The following is a 16,241-nucleotide window of genomic DNA, read 5'->3' on the forward strand; positions in this document are numbered from 1 at the left end:
CGTACCCGGTCAGCGAGCGGCCTCACGGATTCCAGTAGACGAGGACGCTGGCCTCGTCGAAGCGCCGTTCCCTCAGGTCGGCACGCTGGATCACCCAGTGGATGCTCGCGCCGCCCTGTCTGCCGCCGTGGAACTCGGCCAGCAACACCCAGTCAGCAGCGTCGGTTGGCCCGTCCTCGCCGGCGTTGCCCGAGCGGTTGGCGCCCAACCAGGCGGGGTTGAAACCGTTGCAGTCAGTGCCGTAGCCGCCCAGCAGCAGCGGCGTCGTGTGGCCGTCGTAGGAGAAGGCGCCCTCCGGCACGTCGCCCAGGACGTCCTGCCACACCTTGGTCAGCTCCTCGAACGGAGGATCGCCCGGTAACGGCGGAGACCACGGCGGCCCTGGGATCGTCTTGACGTAGGGCAGGGAGATGTCGACCGTGAGGTGCAGATCGCCCTCCGGGATCTCCGCGTAGACCTCGGCACACTCCTCGTCGTCCGGAGAGAAGCCCGGCGGATGCCGCTCCCGCTCCTCGACGGCAACGCCCGCCGGCACGTACATCACCTGGCCGTAGCCGTCCTCCTCGGGCCAACCGAACAGCAGCAGGTGGCCGTCGGCCGGTAGCGGAAGGTCGGTCACGTCTGCCGGAAGGGCAGCGCAGTCGATGGTGGCGATCAGGGGGAACGTGGGGTTCTTCGCGTCGGCGGGAAGCAGCACGGGCCCACGGACGACGCCCACGACCGGCCCATCACCCTGCTGCATCAGGAGCGCAGACGGGCGGGCGAGCCCCAGCCAGCGCTCCACCTCGGCGGCGGGGATGTCGCGGCGCAGCGCCTCGGCACGGACCTGATCGAGAATCTTCTCGTTTCGGGGAAGCACGCGGACACCGTAGATCAACCGTGCGACGTTCTCCGCCCCTGCCGAGATGCGGTGTCGCCAGAAGGCAGGCCCCAGGCAACCGATACCGCGATTTCCCGTCGGCGGGCGGCAGGTGGGAGCGCCGGTCCATAGCGTCCGAACCACGGAGTTCCGCGAGCGCGCGATCTGAGGGAGGCCGCCATGACCGACGTTCTGGTGTTACCGGGTGAGCGGGCACCGGTCACCGTGGACATCAGCCGCTGGCGGGCCGGGCTGCCGCCGGACGCGTGGCCCGACGCGCTGCCGGCGAGCGGCGAGGTCTGGCGACGCGACGTCTTCGCGGTGGCCGACGCCTACCGGGCCGGTTCCGCGAGCGCACGCCACCTGCTGACCGCCGTGCTGGTCTGGGCTTACGGACCCATCGGGTACGGCCCGTGGCGCGCCACCAGGTCACTCGACGCCGACCCCAACGGCAAACGCCTGGCGTACGCGCTGGAAGAGGTGTCCACGCCAGCGCCCGACGAGGACGCGCTGCGCACGGCGTACCGCCGCTTCGGCGACCCCGACCACGCTCGCCTGCCCTGGTTGGGGCCGGGCCTGTTCACGAAGGTCCTCTACTTCGTCGGCTACCGGCGCGGGGTGGGCGGCGTGCAGCCCTTGATCCTCGACCGTGTCGTGGCCGGTTCGCTCCCCGCCGAGGCGGGTGTCGGCCGGCGCAACGGTTGGTCTTGCGAGGAGTGGCTGGCCTATCTGCGGTGGGCTGCCGAGCAGGCCCAGGCGCGGGCGGTCGAGGCGGACGAGGTCGAGATGACGGTTGCCGGCGGGGGTTGAGGTGGATCGCGCCGCGTGGTGGTGGCTATCGCGCGGCGCGGAGACGGGCGTCGAGCGCGTCGAGGTCGGGGAGAAACCAGATGTGCCCACCCTGGTTCGACTCGTGCACCAGGGCGCGCAACGCGGCACTCTCCGCGAGCTGTGCCGAGATGTCGCCGACGACGGCCAGCCGCAGCCGGTAGTTGACGAACTTCTGCATCACGTCGCCGGCGAAGCGGGTGCCCAGCGCGAAGAAGCGTTCGTCGAGTCGGTTGGCCGGTACGGCGACCACCTGGGCGCCGAGGAACGCCGCACCGATCAGGTCCAGCGCGTCCTGCTCGGTGGCCAGGGGTGGGCCGGTCGGGTCGCAGACCAACACCTGCACCCCGGCGCGTTCCTGGATCTCGTCAGGCATCGTGGACCTCCCGGTCGAGCAGGCCGTTGTCGGCGTTGAGCACGGCGTCGAGCAGGTGCAGCAGTTCGGCGGTGTCGGCCGGGGCGCCCAAGATGATGATCTTCATGCGGTGGCGTTGCTCGTCGTACACCGTCTGCACCCGCAGCGGGTTGGCCTGGTCGTGGGCGGTGTTGGCGCTGGTGAGCACGAGCGTGCCGAGCCGATCGGCGGCGGCCCGGTCGACACCGTCGATCTGCACGATGCTCGACACCTCCGCCAGCCCGGTGGCCGTGGGGCCGCGGGTCTGCCCGGTGAGCGCGTCGAGGTCCGGGGCGGCGATCCGGTACTGCTTGCCAATGCGCACGGCGCGCAGGCGCCCGGAGCGGATGTAGCCGCGCACCGTCCGCACGTGCAACCCGAGTCGGTCGGCCACCTGCTCAACCGAGTACATTTCTTCCGTCATCGCTCCCCATGATAGCGACATGGGGAAGCTTAGGGTGTGATGGGGCCGCTCGGCGGACAGCGCCAGGCACACCGGGGCTCTGCGCCGCCCGGGGAGCGGTCGTCGGCCGTTGTCAGGTCGCCGCGGACCGCAGGGTGTCCGCGACCGGACGGCGTGCGGCGGCCAGCGCGGGGATGGCGGTGAGCGCGACGACGGCGAGCAGCACTCCGCACGCCGCACCGAGCATCCAGGAGGCGGGTGCGTACCGGTTGTCGTCCCCGGCGAAGTAGCTGACCAGTCCCACGAGGATTCCACCGGCGACGCCCGGTATCGCGGGAAGTAGCTGTGCCATCGCCAGACCCATCCCGGCCTGCCCCGGTGTCGCGCCGAGCGCGCGGGCGATCGCCAGCGGATGCCGCGAGTCGAGGACCGCGGTCCAGGTGCTCACGACCGTGTTGAGCAGTGCCAGGACGCACACCACGCCGACCACGAGGAGCATGGCCTGGGTGGTGCGCTCGTCGCGGGTGTCGGGAAGCGCCGAGTAGCCGAGATTCAACGGGTCGCGACGCTGGGCCAGGGCCATCAGCACAACGGCGATCGCGGTCGTGGCGATCAGGGTGTTCACCGTGACGAGCCGGGCGCGGCGCGGTCGGCGCGCGTTGATGCGTACCCCGATCAGGAGGGCCGTGGGCAGCCGGCGCGACAGCCAGATGGCCCACCCACGGCGTCGCGGTGGCGTCGCGGCGTCGGCCAGCGCGTGGATGGTGCTGGTGGTGGCGGCACGGACCACCGACCCCAGGGTCGCCGCGACCGAGATTCCGAGGGCGAGCGCGGTCGCCGCGAGGACTGTGCGCAGCGGTGGCGGGTGGACGCCGACCGAGCCGATGAGCCCGACGGCCGGGCGGAACAGCGCGGGCGCGGCGACCCAACCGGCGGCGAGACCCGTCCCGGCGGCGGCGAGCCCGATCACGAGGTACTCGACGAGGTGACTGATGGCGATCATGGCCGGCCCAGCCCCGACTGCCTTGAGCAGCCCCACCCGACGGCGCTGGCCGATGGCCCGGCCCGCGACGATGCCAGCCACGCCGGTCACCGCGAGGGCGGTCAGCAGCCAACTGCCGATCAGCAGGGCCTGCCGCGCCGGGCCGTTCAACCTGCTGCTGGCCTCGGCGATCTGCCGCTCGGTGCTGAAGCGCCAACCGTGGAACCTCGGATCGTGCTCGGTGTCGCCGAGCGACGGTTCGATCGCGGCGACGCCGCGTCCCGGGTGGGTCAGTGTGAGGTTCAGGGTGTACGCCAGTGGCTGCTCGCCGGCGAGCGAAGCGATGTCGCCACGGTCGACCCAGACCAGGCCGCCACCCTCGGTCAGCACGCTGCCCGGGAGGTGCCACCCGGGTCGCGGGTACGCCGGTCTGGCGGCGGTGATCGCGATCCCGGCCACCTGCAACGGGTGGCCGTCGACGGTGATCGTGTCGCCGGTGTGCACGTCGAGAGCCTCGGCGAAGGTGCGTTCGACGACGACGCCGCCGGGGCGTACCCAGGTGCCGTCGGTCACCGCGGGCCTGTCGACGGCGGCGGGTGCCTGATCGCGGCCCTCGACGATGACCCGGACGGTGGTGTCGCGGGCGGTCAGTGCCAGGAAGGCCAGCGGGAAGGGTCCGCTGTGCTCGGTGACGCCGGGCAGGGTCGCCAGCGGGGCGAGCGCGTCGAGGGCCTGCGGACCGGTGAAGCCCGGCTCCACCACCAGGTCGGGCCCGGCGGTGGCGGCCTGGGTGCGCTCGTACGGGCGGGTGACGAGCTCGTTGAGGGCGAGGCCGAGAGTCAACGTCGCGGTCGCGGCGGTGATGGCGACCAGCAGCAGCACGTTCTCGGTCCGGTGCTGACGCAGGCCCCGGATCAGCAGCCGCCAGATGAGCAGCAGACGGCCAGCCACGTCAGCGCACCCCGCCGTAGACGGTGCCGGTGAGGAGGCTGTCGTCGGCGAAGGCTCCGTCCCGCATCGAGATCACCCGGTCGGCGACCGCGGCGATGCGGGCGTCGTGCGTGACCACCACGAGGGTCTGCCCGGTGGTGCGCAACTCCTCGAACAGTCGCAGCACCTCCAGGGTGGCGGCGGTGTCCAGATTGCCGGTCGGCTCGTCGGCCAACACGACCTGCGGCTCGTTGCTCAGAGCGCGGGCGATGGCGACGCGTTGGCGCTGGCCGCCGGAGAGTGCCGAGGGAAGGTGCGTGGCGCGGTCGGCCAGCCCGACCTGGTCGAGCAGGTGCAGGGCGCGCCGCCGAGCGCGACCCGGCGACCACCCGGCCAGCAGGGCGGCCATCTCGACGTTCTCCACCGCGGTGAGTTCGTCCATGAGGTGGAAGGACTGGAAGACGAGACCGATGGTGTCGCGCCGCAGTCGGGCGAGGGCGCGCTCGCTCATCGTGTCGATCCGGCGGTCGGCCAGCCACACCTCGCCGTCGGTGGGGCGCTGTAGCCCGCCCAGCAGGTGCAGCAGGGTCGACTTACCGCACCCACTCGGACCCATGATCGCCAACGTCTGGCCGGCGGGCACGTCCAGGTCGACCTCGTCGACCGCGCGTACCAACGCGTTGTCCCAGCCGTACCACCTGCTCAGCCCACGCGTCCGCACGGCCATCGACCCGCTCATGCCCCCGCCTTCCGTCCAGTTCGATCACGTTCGGACCACATGCGCTCACACGCCTCCAGCCACTCCAGATCAGCCCGCAGCCGCAACACGACGCCCTCCAGCAGCAACCCGGCCGTCGGATCGACCGACCGCTCCAACGCCGCCCGTTGCGCGTCACGCAGCCGGCGCAGCACCTCACGCCGTTGCGCGTCCACCAACGCCACCGGATCGGCCAACCGGGCAGCCGCGGCGGCGACCAGTTTCAGGTGGAACTCGGTGAGGTCCGGCTTGGGCCAGCTCACCTCGGTCAGCCAGCCGGCCACACGCTGCTGTCCGGCCGGGGTCAACGCGTAGACCCGCCGGTCGGGCCGGTCCGGCAGGCCCTCGGCCTGCTCGGAGGTCACCAGGCCGGCCTTCGCCAACCGGGCCAGCGTCACGTAGACCTGCCCCGCGTTCATCGACTCCCCGAGCGGGCCGAGCGCGTTCCGCATCCGGCTGCGCAGCTCGTACCCGTGCGCCGGCTCCTTGGCCAGCATGGCCAGCACCACGTCCTGCACCCCGGCACACCCCTCGAATAGACCGCTAATAGATAACCGCTAGCTATGGCACTGTCAAATCTCGACGCCCGGTGTCGGAGGGTTCCAGTACCGTCTGGGAACCATGGACGCGCGGCGCGGCGACGCCATCATCGGGCGGGATCACCCCGCGGGTCTGCTGCGCGCCGAGCTGGACCGGGCCGCCACCAGCCACGGCGGCCTCGCCCTGGTCACCGGCGAGCCGGGCATCGGCAAGACGACACTCGTCACGTCGGCGGCGCGGGAGGCCCGGCAGCGTGGCGCGCTGGTGCTCGGGGCCGCCTGCTGGGATTCCGACAGCGCCCCCGGCTACTGGCCGTGGGTGCAGGTGCTGCGCGGCCTACGGCGCTCCGCCGACGACTGGGCGGTGGCGCGGCAGGCCGCCGAGCCGGCCCTCACGGCGCTGCTCGGCGAGTCCGACGCCAGCAAGGAGCAGGCCGAGCGCCTGACCGGGTGGGCCGGCGTCGACGCCGGCCCGGACGTCGCCGACCAGGAGGCGTTCGCGCTGTACGACGGGGTGACCGCCGCACTGGTCGCGGTCTCCCAGCACCGTCCGGTCGTGGTCATCCTCGACGACCTGCACTGGGCCGATCCGGCCTCACTGCGGCTGCTGAGCTTCGCCGCCCAGCACACCTGGTTCGAGCGACTCCTGCTGATCGGCACCTACCGCGACGCCGAGGTCGAGTCGGGGGAGCACCCGCTCCGTCCGCTGCTGATGCCGCTTGTCGCGAAGGCCACCACCATCACCCTCACCGGGCTCTCCCGGGACGAGGTGGCCGCGCTCATCACACGGACCGCCGGGCGGGAGCCGGACGCCGGCCTCGTCGACGAGGTGCACCGGCGCACCGGCGGCAACCCGTTCTTCATCGAGCAGACCGCCCGGCTGTGGCACGCCGACGAGGCCGCGGACACGATCGCGCCCGGCGTACGGGAGGCGGTGCGGCGTCGCCTGGCCCAACTGCCGTCGCCCGTGGTCGAGGCGCTCACCGTCGCCGCCGTGCTGGGTCGCGAGTTCCACCGCCAGGTCCTCGCGGCCTGCGTGAGCGCCCCCGTGGCGCAGGTCGACAGGCTGCTCGACCGTGCGGTGACCGCCCGGTTGGTGGTCGCCCGGGGCGGCGGCCGGTTCGCGTTCGCCCACGACCTGGTCCGCGAGACGCTCTACGACGGTCTGGCCGACGACGACCGGCAGGCCCGGCACGGCACCGTGGTCCGGGCGGTCGACGACCTGCGGGAGCTCACCGACCTGCTGATCCCGGCCGACCTCGCCCGGCACGCCTACCTCGCCGGCCCGGCGCTCGACCGGGCCCGGGTGGCCACGCTGCTGGTCGCCGCCGGCCGCGAGGCGTTCGCCCGGCTCGCCACCGACGAGGCCGCGGTGCACTACCGCCGGGCGCTCGAGGTCGTCGAGGACCCGCCGCAACGGGTACGGATCCTCGTCGAGTTCGGTGAGGCGCAATACCACCACGCCGGCCGGGAGGAGGCCGGACGCCTGCTCACCGAGGCCGGGACGCTGGCCCGCACCCTCGACGACCCGGCCCTGCTGGCCCGGGTCGCGCTCATCGTCAACCGCGCCCGTCAGGTGGAGACCGCCGACTCGATCGAGGCGGCCGAGTTGGTCCGCGAGGCGTACCGGCGGCTGATCGGCGAACCGGGCCCCGACGCGTCGGTCGGCGCGCTGATCGCCGACCTGATCACCGCCACCGAGTCGATCGCCCGTCGGGGACGCGACGACGAGGCGCTCACCTTCAGCCTCTGGGCCCGCCACGACACCACCTGGGGTCTGGGCACCGCGGCGACCCGTTCCGCGCTGACCGCCGAGATCCGCGACGTGGCGCGCCGGACGGGAGACCGCGAGACGGAGTTGTGGGCCACCTCGCTGCGCTGGGTGGCGTTGCTGGAGTTGGGCGATCCCCGCTTCAACGAGGAGTTCACCACCTTCGTCAGCGTCGACCGGCGGGGCGACCTTGCCCGGCACCGGATGGCGGCGACCGTCGACAGCGGGATCATCGCGGCCTTCCGCGGGGACTTCGTCGAGGCCGACGAGAGGTTCGCCGACCTCACCGGCGTGGGCGATGCCGAGTTCGGCTTCATGGGCCATCACCTGCGGTGGTCCCGGCTGCTGCTGCAGGGCCGGCACGACGAGGCGGACACCCTGCTGGACGGCCTGGCCCCGCTCGACTACCCCTACCGGGAGTTGCTGCGGGCGATCACCGCGGCGGAGCGTGGCGACGACGAGACGACGGTCCGGCTCACCGCCGGCATCGAGGCCGCCTCCATCAGATACCCGCGCCCCGTGTCGCCGCTCTGGCTACGGCTGCGCGCGCAGGCGGCCGCCGCGTCCGCCGACCCGCACCGCTGCGACGCCGCGCGGGCCGCGCTCGCCCCGCACCGCGGAGAGTGGACGGTGGGGTTGTTCGGCTGCGACATCAGCGGACCCGTCGACCACTGGCTGGCGCTCGTTCACGCCGCCGAACAGCGCTGGGACGACGCCATCGAGGGCTTCACCGCCGCGCGTGACTCCGCCAACCGACTGGGCTCCCGCCCCTGGTCGCTCATCGCCCGCGCCGGCCTGGCGAACGCCCTCGCCGGGCGGGGTGACCCGGCCGACGCCCCGACGCTTGCCGCGCTACGCGCCACCACAGCCCGGGAAGCAACGGCTCTCGGCATGACGCAGGTGCTCCACCGGCTCGGCGCGACCTCCACCGACGCGGCCGGGAGGCCCACCACACACCAGGTCGTCGCCCCGGGCCAGGCCATCGCCCCGACCGCGGCCGCCGGGCCAGGCCAGCGTGTCGCGCCGGACCGGGGTGACGGGCCAGGCCAGGATGTCGCGCCGGGCCGTGGCGTCGGGCCAGGCCAGGGTGTCGCGTCGGACCATGTCGTCGGGCCAGGCCAGCGTGTCGCGCCGGGCCATGGTGTCGGGCCAGGCCAGCGTGTCGCGTCGGGCCATGGCGTCGGGCCGGGCCAGGGTGTCGCGCCGGGCCTCGGCGTCGGGCCGGGCCGGCTTGTCGCGTCGGACCCGGGCGTCGGGCCGGTCGGTGCGGGCCGGGCCGCAGTAGACGGGCCGGCCGACGAGGGGTACGAGTTTCGGCGCGACGGGCCGGTCTGGCAACTCGGGTACGCCGGGGCGGTGGTGCACCTGCCCGACGCCAAGGGCCTGCGTGATCTACACCTGTTGCTGGGTCGGCCGGGCAGCGACGTGCCGGCGGTGGAGTTGCTCGACCCGGCGGCGGGCCCGGAGTTGGTCGCCGCCCGCCGGCTGGGCGCCGATCCGGTCCTCGACGACGAGGCGAAGGCTCGTTACCGGCAACACCTGGCACGTCTCGACGAGGAGATCGACCGGGCCGCCGCACGCGACGACGACCGGAAGGTGGCCGCGCTGGACGGTGAACGGGGTGCGTTGCTCGACGAGCTGCGCGCTGCGGCGGGGCTGGCCGGCCGGACCCGCCGACTGGGCGACGAGGCCGAGCGGGCCCGCAAGACGGTGACCGCGCGGATCCGGGACACGCTGCGCAAGCTCGACGAGCGGCACCCGGCGCTCGCCAGCCACCTGCGCGAATCCGTCTCCACCGGCACCACCTGCCGCTACCTGCCCTCCGAGCCCCTGCCCTGGCGGCTCTGACCCCAGCCTCGCCCGCCGCGATCTTGCACTTTCTGTCGTCGACTCAGGTGGATTCGTCACCCTTGTCGGGACAGTAAGTGCAAGATCGCGAAGGGCGATGGGGGCGAGGTCAGCGGCGGTTGTACTTGTACATGGTCAGGGTGCCGAAGACGAGCACGAAGCCGGCGCTCCACAGCAGCAGCCACATCGTGGCCGTCGGGTCCGACTCGCCGCTCATCGCCCCGCGGATCGAGGCCACCAGCTGCGTCACCGGGTTGACCTTCACGAACGCCTGGAGCCAGCCGGGCATGGTGCTCGGCTCGACGAAGACGTTGCTCAGGAACGTCAACGGGAACAGCACCATCATGCTGACCCCCATCACCGACTTCTCGCTGCGCAGGATCAGCCCGAAGAACGTCCACACCCAGGAGAACGCGAACGAGAAGACCACGAGCAGCCCGATCCCGACGGCCGCACCGACCACCCCGCCGGCGGGGCGGAACCCGAGCGCCAGCCCCAGGCCCAGGATCACCAGGGCGGCGAGGATGTAGCGCAGCACATCGCCGAAGATCATGCCGACCAGGGCGGCGGGACGCCAGACGGGCAGCGTCCGGAACCTGTCGAAGATGCCCTTCTCGATGTCGGTGTTGAGGCCGACACCCGTGTACATGGTGATCATCACGACGCTTGTCACCATGATGCCGGGCAGGAAGAACTGCAGGTACTCGCGAGGACTGCCGGCGAGGGCGCCGCCGAACAGGTACGTGAACATCAGCACCATGATGATCGGGAACGCGGTCACGTCGAAGAGCTGCTCCGGGACGTGCTTGATCTTCAGCATGGCCCGCCAGCCGAAGGTGAGCGACGCGCCCAGCGCGCTCGGTCGGTCTGGTCGGGCACCGGGCGCGAGCACTGTCGCCAGCGCCTCGGCGGACGGGACGTAGACAGTCGGCGCCCGTTCGGTGGTGGTGGTCGTGGTGTCGCTCATCGGGCGGCCTCCAGCTCGTTGTCGCGCTCGTCGGCCGGCACGGCCGGGTGGTCGGTCAGGGCCAGGAAGACCTCGTCGAGGCTCGGCTGGCCGAGGGAGAAGTTGTCCACGACGATGCCGGCGCGGGCCAGCTCGCCGAGCGCGCGGGAGGCCTGGGCGCTGGCATCGAGGTCGGTGCCGGCCTCGCCGACCCGGGCGGTCAACGCCATCGGATCGGCGGCGAGCTGCACCGGCACGCCGAGGGCCTCCCGCAGCAGCTTCTCCGCCTCGGGCCGCCGGCCGGGATCGCGCAGTCGCAGGTGGACGGTGCCGGAGCCGATCGACGACTTCAGCTCACCCGGGGTGCCCTCGGCGATCACCCGGCCGTGGTCGACGACCGCGATCCGCCCGGCGAGCTGGTCGGCCTCGTCGAGGTACTGGGTCGTCAGCAGCACAGTCGTGCCGTGCGACACCACCGCCCGGATGATCTCCCACACCTGGTTGCGGCTGCGCGGGTCGAGGCCCGTCGTCGGTTCGTCGAGGAAGAGCAGGTCGGGGGTGTTGAGGATGCTGGCGGCGATGTCGATGCGCCGCCGCATCCCACCCGAGTACTTCTTGACCTGCCGGTCACTCGCCTCGGTCAGCCCGAACGCGGCGAGCAGGGCCGCCGCGCGCTCCCGGGCGGCCGGCTTGCGCAGGCCGAGCAGCCGGCCGAGGAGCACCAGATTCTCCGTACCGGTCAGGTCCTCGTCGACGGAGGCGTACTGGCCGGTGAGGCTGACCCGGGAACGGACCTTGTCGGCATCGGTGACCACGTCGTGGCCGAACACCCGGGCCGAACCCCCGTCCGGGCGCAGCAACGTCGCGAGCACCCGGACCGCTGTGGTCTTGCCCGCCCCGTTCGGGCCGAGCAGGCCGTAGACCGTGCCGGCGGGCACCTGGAGGTCGATGCCGGCCAGCGCCCGGGTGTCCCCGAACGAACGGGTCAGTCCCTCGGCCTCGATGGCCAGGCCGGTGGTGCGTCTACTCATGATTCGTACCTTTCGGTGTGGATGTTCTTCAGGAGACGTAGGGGCGGTTGGCCCGGCCGTCGCGCAGGGCCAGACCCCACCAGCGGAGCTGGTCGAGCAGGACGCCGGCATCGCGGCGCACCTCGTCGGTGCACTGCGGCGTCGGCTCGTCGGCGAGCAGGTCGATCCCGACGACGTCACGTACCGTCATCGCGTGCAGCGCGGTGAAGACCACGCGTAGCTGGTCGACCGCGTGCCGGCCGGTGGACCGACAGCCGTACGCCACGAAGCCGACCGGTTTGGCCTGCCACTCGTCGTACGCGTAGTCGATTGCCTGTTTCAGGGGTGCCGGGAAGCTGTGGTTGTACTCGGGGGTGACCACGACGAACGCCTCCGCCCGGCCCACCTCGCGGACGAACGCCCGGATGGACGGGGTCGGCTCGGCGGGGTGTCGGCCCGGGAAGTCGTACTCGGACAGGTCAACGACGGTCACCGCCAGGTCGTCGTGCCGCACGGCCTGGTCGACGAACCAGTGGGCGACCCGGTCACCGGCGCGCCCCTCCCGGGTGCTGCCGATGATCACGGCGACCCGCAACGGTGTCGTCATCGCCACCTCCTCCCACCCACAGGGCGCGAGACAGTCGCCAGCCGCCCGCTAGATCCGATCTAGCGGGCGGCGTTTCGGGGTGGAATGTCGGTGGGGATCGGCTTGACTGGGGTCGACGAACAGGGGAGTGGGATGGCTCAGGTACGCATCGACCCGTGGCGCGAGGAGGATCTCGACCTGCTGCGGCGGCTCAACACCCCGGAGACGCGCAGGCACACCGGCGGCCCGGAGACCGACGAGCAGGTGCTCGCCCGGCACGAGCGTTACGTGCACTTCGCCGACGGCGGCCAGGGTTGCATGTTCGTCATGGTCCTGCCGGACGGTGCGCGGGTGGGCAGCGTCGCCTACTGGTCCCGGCAGTGGCGGGAGCAGCAGGTCTACGAGATGGGCTGGGCGGTGCTGCCCGCGTACCGGGGGCAGGGGCTGGCCACGGCGGCGGTGCGCGCGGTGGTCGACGTGGCCCGCGCCCGGCGGACCCACCGCCACGCCCACGCCTACCCTTCGGTCGACAACCCCGCCTCCAACGCGGTCTGCCGCAAGGCCGGGTTCACGCTGCTCGGCGAGACCGCTTTCGAGTACCCGCCGGGGCGGATGATGCGTGCCAACGACTGGCAGCTCGACCTGACCGCCCCACCGACCGGAAGTTGAGGTCGGCGGGCGGCCGGTGACAGGTCACCAGGTGGTGTCGAGGCGGTGCCGTTGCTCGGCGGTCAGTTCCAGGTCGACAGCCGCCAGGCTCTCCTCGAGCTGGGCCACCGAGGAGGCGCCCACAAGCGGGATGGACGGCAGGTCACCGCCCAGCAACCAGGCCAGGACCACCTGGTTGACGGTCGCGCCGGTCTGCCCGGCCACCTCCCGCAACACGGCCAGCCGGCGGGGAGCGCTCGGCAGGTCGTACGCGTCGGTGAGCGGCTTGTCCGCCCGGGTGAACGCCCCCTTGAGCAGCGGCGAGTACGCCACCAGGGTCAGCTCGGGCTCGGCGCGCAGATAGCTGAGCAGGTCACCGCCGACGCCTCCCGGCTCGCCGTCCGGATCCAGCTCGCTGGCCAGGTCGGTGCGGTTGGGCAGGTAACTGCGGTGGTACTGGAGCACCTCGTACCCCGGCAGGCCGGCGGCGGCGGCGAGCGCGCGGGCCCGCTCCACCCGCCACGCGCGGTGGTTGCTCGCGCCCAGCAGGCCCACCGTGCCCTCGGCGACCAGCTCGGCGAAGCCCTCCACGGTCTCCGCGAGCGGCACCGTGCGGTCCTCGATGTGCGCGTAGAGCAGGTCCAGCCGGTCCACGCCGAGCCGGTCGCGGCTGCGCTCCGCCGACTCGCGGATCACCTTCGCCGACAGGCCCTCGGCGTTGTCCAGGTAGCTGGTGCCGGGGGCCAGCGGGCGGGCGCCCAGCTTGCTGGCGATGACGATCTCGGTGCCGACGCCCCGGCTGCGCCGCCACCTGCCGAGCAGCTCCTCACTCTGGCCGCCCTGCGACCCGTCCACCCAGAACGCGTAGTTGTCCGAGGTGTCGATGAACGTGCCGCCGGCCTCGACGTACCTGTCGAGGATCGCGTACGAGGTGGCCTCGTCGGTGGCGCTGCCGAACAGCATGGCCCCGAGGCTGAGCACGCTTACCTCGCGGCGGGTCGCCGGGTCGGTGCCGATCGTGCGGTACCGCATGGGGATCTCCTTCCGTGCGCCCTGCCGGTGGGCGCCCGAGGATCACCCTGACGGCTGGAGTGCGCTCCAGGTCAAGCGTTCGGTCACCAGGGCAGCACCCCGTAACCACCGCCGGCGTCCATCTGGAAACCCCAGAGCAGCCCGCTCGGGCCGTCGGCCGGCAGTGTCGCCAGGTGCGTGCTCACCTCGGCGCCCTGCTCGGCGCTTCGGAAGCCGTGGTGGCTGTTGAAGTCGGTGGCGCAGTAGCCGGGGTTCGCCGCGTTCACCTTGATCGGGGTGTCCCGCAGCTCCTTGGCGTACATCGCGGTGAGCATGTTCAGCGCCGCCTTCGACGACGGGTACGGCACGGAGGTCAACGCGAACAGCGCGCTCGCCGGGTCGGTCATCGCCGCGATCGAGCCGACCTCGCTGGAGACGTTGACGATCCGGGCCGCGGGGGCCCGGCGCAGCAGCGGCAGCAGCGCGTTCGTCACGGTCACCACCCCGCCCACGTTCGTCTCGTACACCCGCAGCAGCGTCGCCACGGTCGTCTCGCTGGGCAGCCCTCGCTCGCCGTCGGCGAGGACGATGCCGGCGTTGTTGACGAGGACGTCCAGTCGGCCGTACTCCGTCTCCACACGTTTCGCGGCGGCGGCCACCGACTCGGCGTCGGTGACGTCCAGCGGCACGAACCGCGCGTCCGCGCCGCCGTCGCGCAGCTCCCGTTCCGCCGCCCGGCCGCGTTCGGCGTCCCGCGCGCCGACCAGCACGGTCATCCCGAGGGCGCCGAGCTGGCGGGCGGTGGCGAAGCCGATCCCCTTGTTGGCCCCGGTGATCAGGGCGATCATGTTCGTCATGCCGTCGAGCCTGTCCCCGCCGGCGGTTTCCGGGGAGGGACTCCCCGAGGCTGGTATCAGCGGTACCACCCTTGTGGACCCGGTCCGGTGCATGCTGGGGGCATGTCGAGCAACGGCCTGCGGCGCGACGCACTGGCGGCGTTCCTGCGCGCCCGCCGCGCCCGGCTGAGCCCCGCCGAGGTCGGCCTTCCCGACGGGGTACGCCGACGCACTCCCGGCCTGCGCCGGCAGGAGGTCGCCCAGCTCGCCGGGATGTCGATCGACTACTACATCCGGCTGGAGCAGGGCCGCGGGCCGCACCCGTCCCGGCAGGTGCTCGCCTCGATGGCACGCGCGCTGCTGCTGAGCCGCGACGAGCGCGAGTACCTGTTCCGGATCGCCGGGGAGAACCCGACGCCGGTGCGTGGGCCGAGCCGGGAGGTGCCGCCCGGCCTGCAGCACCTGCTCGACGCCATGACCGAGACTCCGGCGTACCTCGTCGACGCCGCGTACCACGTGCTGGCCTGGAACCGCCTGGCCACGTACTTCGTGGGGGATCTCGCGGCCGTGCCGGACGCGGACCGCAACATGATCCGCTGGACGTTCCGGCAACCGGCGACCAGCGCCCACTGGACCGATGCCGAGGTGATCCGATTCGTGCGCGGCACGGTCGCGGACCTGCGGGCCGCCTACGGGCGCTACCCTGCCGACCCGGCGATCCGCGACCTGGTCACCGAGCTGCTCGGCACCTCACCCCGGTTCGCTCAGCTCTGGGCGGAGCACGACGTCGAGGAACGCCGCCCGGTCGTCAAGCGGGTGCCGCACCCCGACCTGGGGCCGTTGGAGTTCGAGTGCCGGGTCCTGCTGGTGCCGGAGACCGACCAGCGGATGATCGTCTACGTCGCCGAGCCCGGATCGTCGACCCACGCGGTGTTCCGCCGGATCGCCGAACGCGTCGGGTCCTGACCTCGCCGGTGAGCGCCATACCGCAGAGCCACGTCATGGCCCTGCGGTATGGCGCCGGCGGCTCGGGTCAGTTGGGCAGGTAGGCGAAGGTGTCCGGGTTCGGGCCGGTCCGCCCGGCCTCGCCCTTGTCCAGTGCGGTGATCCGCTCCATCGCCGTGTCGTCCAGCTCGAAGTCGAAGATCCGGGTGTTCTCCTCGATCCGCTTCGGGGTGGTCGACTTCGGGAAGATGATGTCGCCGCGCTGCACGTGCCAGCGGAGCACCACCTGCGCCGGCGTCCGGCCGATCTGCTCGGCGATGTCGACGACTGTCGGGTCGTCGAGCACCTTGCCCTGCGCGATCGGCGACCACGCCTCGGTGAGGATGTTGTGCTCGCGACCGTAGGCGCGGACCTCCTCGTTGACGAAGTAGGGGTGCGCCTCGACCTGGTTCACCGCCGGCACCACGCTCGCCTCGTCGGCCAGCCGCCGCAGGTGGGCCACCTGGAAGTTCGACACGCCGATCGAGCGGGCGCGGCCGTCGCGCTGGAACTCCTCCAGCACCTTCCAGGTCGAGACGTAGTCACCGTCGTACAGGGTCGGCAACGGCCAGTGGATCAGGAACAGGTCGATGTAGTCCATCTTCAGCGCCGCGAGCGTCGAGTCGAACGCCCGGCGGGCGTCGTCGGGGCGGTGGAAGGCGTTGTTCAGCTTGCTCGTCACGTAGACCGAGCCGCGGTCGAGGCCGGACACGCGGACCGCCTCGCCGACCTCGGCCTCGTTGCCGTACATCTCGGCGGTGTCGATGTGCCGGTAGCCCGTCTCCAGGGCCGTGGTCACCGCCGCGACGGTGTCCTTCGGCTCGATCTGGAACACGCCGAAGCCGAGCTGCGGAATCGTGGTGCCGTCGTTCAGGCTGATGTCGGGAATCGTGTTGGCCATTGCGGCTC

The 16,241-nt window shown here is 72.3% G+C and carries 16 protein-coding genes; 4 read left to right on the forward strand and 12 right to left on the reverse strand.

Features of this window, described 5'->3' with window-relative positions:
* Positions 1-22 precede the first annotated feature (22 nt).
* A complete protein-coding gene (locus tag ACGFH8_RS13570; RefSeq protein ID WP_393366836.1) occupies positions 23-859 on the reverse strand; it encodes a hypothetical protein in 837 nt (278 codons plus the stop codon).
* 180 nt (positions 860-1,039) lie between these two features.
* Between ACGFH8_RS13570 and ACGFH8_RS13575 the strand changes: the two genes are divergently transcribed.
* On the forward strand, positions 1,040-1,669 hold the full coding sequence (locus tag ACGFH8_RS13575) for a hypothetical protein (RefSeq protein ID WP_393366837.1): 630 nt from the start codon (positions 1,040-1,042) through the stop codon (positions 1,667-1,669).
* Between the two features lie 25 nt (positions 1,670-1,694).
* Here ACGFH8_RS13575 and ACGFH8_RS13580 read toward each other — a convergent pair whose 3' ends face one another.
* From ACGFH8_RS13580 to ACGFH8_RS13600, 5 genes are all read right to left on the reverse strand, one after another.
* Positions 1,695-2,063 (reverse strand): DUF4180 domain-containing protein, encoded by a 369-nt coding sequence (locus ACGFH8_RS13580; RefSeq protein ID WP_393366839.1) that lies wholly within the window; start codon positions 2,061-2,063, stop codon positions 1,695-1,697.
* Positions 2,056-2,505 (reverse strand): helix-turn-helix domain-containing protein, encoded by a 450-nt coding sequence (locus ACGFH8_RS13585; protein WP_393366841.1) that lies wholly within the window; start codon positions 2,503-2,505, stop codon positions 2,056-2,058. The genes ACGFH8_RS13580 and ACGFH8_RS13585 overlap by 8 nt, the downstream gene beginning before the upstream one ends.
* A gap of 112 nt (positions 2,506-2,617) precedes the next feature.
* Complete coding sequence (locus tag ACGFH8_RS13590) at positions 2,618-4,417, reverse strand: FtsX-like permease family protein (RefSeq protein WP_393366842.1); 1,800 nt, start codon at positions 4,415-4,417, stop codon at positions 2,618-2,620.
* Position 4,418: 1 nt separating this feature from the next.
* On the reverse strand, positions 4,419-5,135 hold the full coding sequence (locus ACGFH8_RS13595) for an ABC transporter ATP-binding protein (RefSeq protein WP_393366844.1): 717 nt from the start codon (positions 5,133-5,135) through the stop codon (positions 4,419-4,421).
* Complete coding sequence (locus tag ACGFH8_RS13600) at positions 5,132-5,671, reverse strand: PadR family transcriptional regulator (protein ID WP_393366846.1); 540 nt, start codon at positions 5,669-5,671, stop codon at positions 5,132-5,134. Before ACGFH8_RS13600 ends, ACGFH8_RS13595 begins: the two co-directional genes overlap by 4 nt.
* Positions 5,672-5,774: 103 nt before the next feature.
* Here ACGFH8_RS13600 and ACGFH8_RS13605 point away from each other — a divergent pair, with 103 nt between their 5' ends.
* Positions 5,775-9,311 (forward strand): AAA family ATPase, encoded by a 3,537-nt coding sequence (locus ACGFH8_RS13605; protein ID WP_393366848.1) that lies wholly within the window; start codon positions 5,775-5,777, stop codon positions 9,309-9,311.
* Positions 9,312-9,420: 109 nt separating this feature from the next.
* On the opposite strand, the gene ACGFH8_RS13610 is transcribed toward ACGFH8_RS13605, so the two are convergent.
* Genes ACGFH8_RS13610 through ACGFH8_RS13620 form a run of 3 tightly spaced genes read right to left on the reverse strand, consistent with a single transcriptional unit; the run spans position 9,421 to position 11,874 of the window.
* On the reverse strand, positions 9,421-10,278 hold the full coding sequence (locus ACGFH8_RS13610) for an ABC transporter permease (RefSeq protein WP_393366849.1): 858 nt from the start codon (positions 10,276-10,278) through the stop codon (positions 9,421-9,423).
* A complete protein-coding gene (locus ACGFH8_RS13615) occupies positions 10,275-11,288 on the reverse strand; it encodes an ATP-binding cassette domain-containing protein (protein ID WP_393366851.1) in 1,014 nt (337 codons plus the stop codon). Before ACGFH8_RS13615 ends, ACGFH8_RS13610 begins: the two co-directional genes overlap by 4 nt.
* 28 nt (positions 11,289-11,316) lie before the next feature.
* A complete protein-coding gene (locus tag ACGFH8_RS13620; protein ID WP_393366853.1) occupies positions 11,317-11,874 on the reverse strand; it encodes an NADPH-dependent FMN reductase in 558 nt (185 codons plus the stop codon).
* Positions 11,875-12,006: 132 nt separating this feature from the next.
* Here ACGFH8_RS13620 and ACGFH8_RS13625 point away from each other — a divergent pair, with 132 nt between their 5' ends.
* Positions 12,007-12,522: a GNAT family N-acetyltransferase gene (locus ACGFH8_RS13625; protein ID WP_393366855.1), complete on the forward strand. Its 516-nt coding sequence runs from the start codon at positions 12,007-12,009 to the stop codon at positions 12,520-12,522.
* 24 nt (positions 12,523-12,546) lie between these two features.
* On the opposite strand, the gene ACGFH8_RS13630 is transcribed toward ACGFH8_RS13625, so the two are convergent.
* Positions 12,547-13,533, reverse strand: coding sequence for an aldo/keto reductase (locus ACGFH8_RS13630; RefSeq protein ID WP_393366857.1), 987 nt, complete (start codon positions 13,531-13,533; stop codon positions 12,547-12,549).
* Positions 13,534-13,616: 83 nt separating this feature from the next.
* Positions 13,617-14,369: an SDR family oxidoreductase gene (locus ACGFH8_RS13635; protein ID WP_393366860.1), complete on the reverse strand. Its 753-nt coding sequence runs from the start codon at positions 14,367-14,369 to the stop codon at positions 13,617-13,619.
* A 102-nt stretch (positions 14,370-14,471) separates the two neighbouring features.
* Between ACGFH8_RS13635 and ACGFH8_RS13640 the strand changes: the two genes are divergently transcribed.
* Complete coding sequence (locus ACGFH8_RS13640) at positions 14,472-15,314, forward strand: helix-turn-helix transcriptional regulator (protein ID WP_393366861.1); 843 nt, start codon at positions 14,472-14,474, stop codon at positions 15,312-15,314.
* Between the two features lie 67 nt (positions 15,315-15,381).
* Here ACGFH8_RS13640 and ACGFH8_RS13645 read toward each other — a convergent pair whose 3' ends face one another.
* Complete coding sequence (locus ACGFH8_RS13645) at positions 15,382-16,233, reverse strand: aldo/keto reductase (RefSeq protein WP_393366863.1); 852 nt, start codon at positions 16,231-16,233, stop codon at positions 15,382-15,384.
* Positions 16,234-16,241 lie beyond the last annotated feature (8 nt).

The organism is Micromonospora sp. NPDC049175, from assembly GCF_043197345.1.
In the GTDB taxonomy this organism is placed as follows: domain Bacteria; phylum Actinomycetota; class Actinomycetes; order Mycobacteriales; family Micromonosporaceae; genus Micromonospora.

What these genes read in the sequence shown, in the direction of transcription:
- ACGFH8_RS13575 (WP_393366837.1), top strand. Translation starts at nt 1,040, where the DNA reads ATGACCGACGTTCTGGTGTTACCGGGTGAGCGGGCACCGGTCACCGTG.
- ACGFH8_RS13580 (WP_393366839.1), bottom strand. Translation starts at nt 2,063, where the DNA reads ATGCCTGACGAGATCCAGGAACGCGCCGGGGTGCAGGTGTTGGTCTGC.
- ACGFH8_RS13585 (WP_393366841.1), bottom strand. Translation starts at nt 2,505, where the DNA reads ATGACGGAAGAAATGTACTCGGTTGAGCAGGTGGCCGACCGACTCGGG.
- ACGFH8_RS13595 (WP_393366844.1), bottom strand. Translation starts at nt 5,135, where the DNA reads ATGAGCGGGTCGATGGCCGTGCGGACGCGTGGGCTGAGCAGGTGGTAC.
- ACGFH8_RS13605 (WP_393366848.1), top strand. Translation starts at nt 5,775, where the DNA reads ATGGACGCGCGGCGCGGCGACGCCATCATCGGGCGGGATCACCCCGCG.
- ACGFH8_RS13610 (WP_393366849.1), bottom strand. Translation starts at nt 10,278, where the DNA reads ATGAGCGACACCACGACCACCACCACCGAACGGGCGCCGACTGTCTAC.
- ACGFH8_RS13615 (WP_393366851.1), bottom strand. Translation starts at nt 11,288, where the DNA reads ATGAGTAGACGCACCACCGGCCTGGCCATCGAGGCCGAGGGACTGACC.
- ACGFH8_RS13620 (WP_393366853.1), bottom strand. Translation starts at nt 11,874, where the DNA reads ATGACGACACCGTTGCGGGTCGCCGTGATCATCGGCAGCACCCGGGAG.
- ACGFH8_RS13625 (WP_393366855.1), top strand. Translation starts at nt 12,007, where the DNA reads ATGGCTCAGGTACGCATCGACCCGTGGCGCGAGGAGGATCTCGACCTG.
- ACGFH8_RS13630 (WP_393366857.1), bottom strand. Translation starts at nt 13,533, where the DNA reads ATGCGGTACCGCACGATCGGCACCGACCCGGCGACCCGCCGCGAGGTA.
- ACGFH8_RS13635 (WP_393366860.1), bottom strand. Translation starts at nt 14,369, where the DNA reads ATGACGAACATGATCGCCCTGATCACCGGGGCCAACAAGGGGATCGGC.
- ACGFH8_RS13640 (WP_393366861.1), top strand. Translation starts at nt 14,472, where the DNA reads ATGTCGAGCAACGGCCTGCGGCGCGACGCACTGGCGGCGTTCCTGCGC.
- ACGFH8_RS13645 (WP_393366863.1), bottom strand. Translation starts at nt 16,233, where the DNA reads ATGGCCAACACGATTCCCGACATCAGCCTGAACGACGGCACCACGATT.